The following is a 2,845-nucleotide window of genomic DNA, read 5'->3' on the forward strand; positions in this document are numbered from 1 at the left end:
AGGACCAACCCTAAAATTTATTCTAAGTTCTTATTGTTTTAAATCATGGCCCTGGCTATTGGAGGTAAGAGCGAGTGCAGCGAAGCACTTTGCTCAGAATTATGGTAAAACAAACACGTCAGTTTAAGGTTTGTACGTTTAACCTTTTTAACTATATTGAACCTCCCAATGCATTTTACGAGTTGGAGAATATTTATACTGACCAACAATGGCGTAAGAAGGAAGCATGGATACTTAGGCTTCTGAAAGTAATTGGCGCAGATATTGTTGGTTTTCAGGAGGTGTTTTCCGTATCGGCTCTGAATAGCTTGTCAAAGTCAGCGGGCTTTGACTATTTTGCAACAGTCGAACAGCCCAACAAGAAGTCTGACTATCTGTTTGATATGCCCGTTGTCGCGATTGCTTCAAAATTCCCCATCCTATCTAGTGAAGCAGTTTCGGTTGATCAATATTTGATTCAGAGTTTGGGGCTCAACTCAGAATTTGTTTTTAGTCGTCAGCCGATCAGGGCCGTTATTGAAATCGATGATTACTCCAAGGTTGCCGTGTATGTGGCGCACTTGAAGTCTAAAAGGTCGAAGTTTGATCGTCACTTTTATGTGGATACAGCCGACAATGAACAAGTTCGTAATTTCCTTTACGACGACCTGCATGGTCGGTGGGCTTCAAGTATGCAGAGAGGAACTGAAGCAGCTCTTCTCTACAATGACTTTTGGAAATCTAGTGCGAAGGAAGATATGCCAACCATTATGCTTGGTGATCTAAATGATACGATCGACTCAACGCCTTTGCAGTTGCTGGTGGCTGGCGGGCATATTGATAGAATTGGATCGAAATATGTTTCATCCCTTTCTGCTGCGGAGAGGCTGAATGTTGAAAAACATACACTTTACGATGCCTTTGAAATTAGTGATAAAACTATCGAAACTCGTCGTAGCCCTACACACTATTTTGCAAATAAGGGCAGTGTTTTAGATTATGTGCTGTTATCAAAGGAATTTGATGCTAACAATCCACGCAGTATTGCGGAAGTCGTTAGTTATGACGTGCACGATGATCATCTGCAAAACCCTAACTATGAGGTAGACGCTGAAGCATCAGACCATGCCCCCGTGTCAGTCACCATCGAAACGGCCTTTTAAAGACTCCTAGACTCTGCTGTCGCCTAAAAAGCAATTCCAAATCAATCCTCACATTACTGCTGACAGTGATCCATATCGAGTTTGTATTCGTAGACCTTACTGATAACTGGTAACGAATTCGAGAAGAGTAAGTTGGAACAGTCAGCAGTAACAATCCGTCGCGACACATTGTACTACGATGGCGAATGCCCTCTATGTACAGCTGAGGTGTGTCGATTGAAGAAACATGCAGGCGACAATCTCACGATTAAGAACGTACATGATTTGGATTCAACAACTGAATCGCCGAGCAAAGATGTTTTGCTGAAGAGGCTGCACTTGCAAACTTCTGACGGAGAGTGGTTAGTAGGCGTTGATGCAAATGTTAGGGCTTGGCATCACACGCCCTACGCTCGTTTTTGGCGGGTACTTAACTGGCCTTTCATTCGTTTGTTTAGCCGCTGGGGATATGAAATATGGCTAGCGTATCGCCAGTATAGAAGTAAAAAGCAACCCTAGAACCAGAGTCCTGAATGTAGAGTAGGTAAAAAAGAATGTTTAAATGGTTTAGCAAAAATCCTTCTAAAAAACTCGTGAAAGCTTATGAAGCGAAGCTCACCGAGGCGATGCATGCACAGCGCAATGGCGACATAAGAGCCTATTCTATGCTCAGCAAAGAAGCCGATGATATTTATCAGAAAATACAAAGTGTTATGGCTAAAGAAAGTGCTTAGGGCAGGTCATCACGATGTCTAATCAATTTTTCTATACCGAAAGGCTCGGATCGATGAAGTTTATCTTGCTAGCTTGTTCTGTATTTGTGAGTTCCTTACTCACAGGGTGTAGCTTGGTTAAATACACGATTGAGCATGCTCCCTATTCGCTTATTCAGTCAGATGGAAATTTTGAGATCCGACATTACGACCAGATGTTATTGGTTTCCACAACGATGAATAGTGAAAAGGGGAGATCGTCAAACGATAGTGCTTTCAAACGACTTTTTGCTTATATCTCCGGCGAAAATAGTAAGGGGCAAGATATCAGCATGACCGCGCCTGTGTTCATGGATCAAGACAAAGCAACTAAAATGTCTTTTGTTCTTCCCGAAGATTTCAGGATTGAGACAGCACCGGCGCCGAGAGACCCAAACGTTTCTTTGGAGCGAGTCAATGATTACACCGTTGCAGCGATTCGCTTCAGTGGTTGGCTGGACGAGGACACAATAGAAAGCAAGAAAAGCGAACTATTGGCTTGGTTGAATGAGCAGGATATCAAAGCCATTGGGCAGCCTATTATTGCCGGTTATGATCCACCTTCGTCAATTCCTTTTTTTAGACGAAATGAAGTTCTAATCCCGATAGAGTAGACCCCATCTTTGTGTTCGTATGCCATGAGTGTGAGAAGGGTGCTATCTAACTGGTCTCTTCTGGACAGTGTGTAGATCCTAATCTATCTTTGATAGTGATCTGCTTTAATCAAACAGGACACTTCAATAAGGAATATAATCCAATTATTGAGGTGTTAAATGACAAAACGAAAGAACAGAAGTTATACAACAGAGTTTAAACAAGAAGCGGTTGCCCTGGTCACCGAGCAAGGCTATAGCGTTCCTAAAGCGGCTGCTTCATTGGGTATTACAGATAAGTTGCTCTACAACTGGAAAGCCAAGTTTGATGCGGAACAATCTGGTACTGGCTTAAATACAGATGAGCGTGCTGAATTGC

At 42.6% G+C, this 2,845-nt stretch carries 5 protein-coding genes; all 5 read left to right on the forward strand.

The genetic code is table 11. The annotated features are described in order from the left end of the window. Positions 1-74: 74 nt before the first annotated feature. Entirely contained in the window at positions 75-1,142 is a 1,068-nt protein-coding gene (locus A3763_RS08920) for an endonuclease/exonuclease/phosphatase family protein (protein WP_082865217.1), read from the forward strand. Positions 1,143-1,310: 168 nt separating this feature from the next. Then, complete coding sequence (locus A3763_RS08925) at positions 1,311-1,640, forward strand: thiol-disulfide oxidoreductase DCC family protein (protein WP_255375179.1); 330 nt, start codon at positions 1,311-1,313, stop codon at positions 1,638-1,640. Positions 1,641-1,675: 35 nt separating this feature from the next. Next, positions 1,676-1,855 (forward strand): DUF6435 family protein, encoded by a 180-nt coding sequence (locus tag A3763_RS08930; protein ID WP_068510205.1) that lies wholly within the window; start codon positions 1,676-1,678, stop codon positions 1,853-1,855. A gap of 14 nt (positions 1,856-1,869) precedes the next feature. Beyond that, positions 1,870-2,487 carry a heme-binding protein gene (locus tag A3763_RS08935; RefSeq protein ID WP_197470023.1) on the forward strand — a complete coding sequence of 206 codons (618 nt, stop codon included), beginning with the start codon at positions 1,870-1,872 and terminating at the stop codon, positions 2,485-2,487. A 159-nt stretch (positions 2,488-2,646) separates the two neighbouring features. Next, positions 2,647-2,845 (forward strand): transposase (locus A3763_RS08940; protein ID WP_068759989.1); only part of this gene is annotated, 199 nt, incomplete at its 3' end.

The organism is Oleiphilus sp. HI0128, assembly GCF_001635365.1.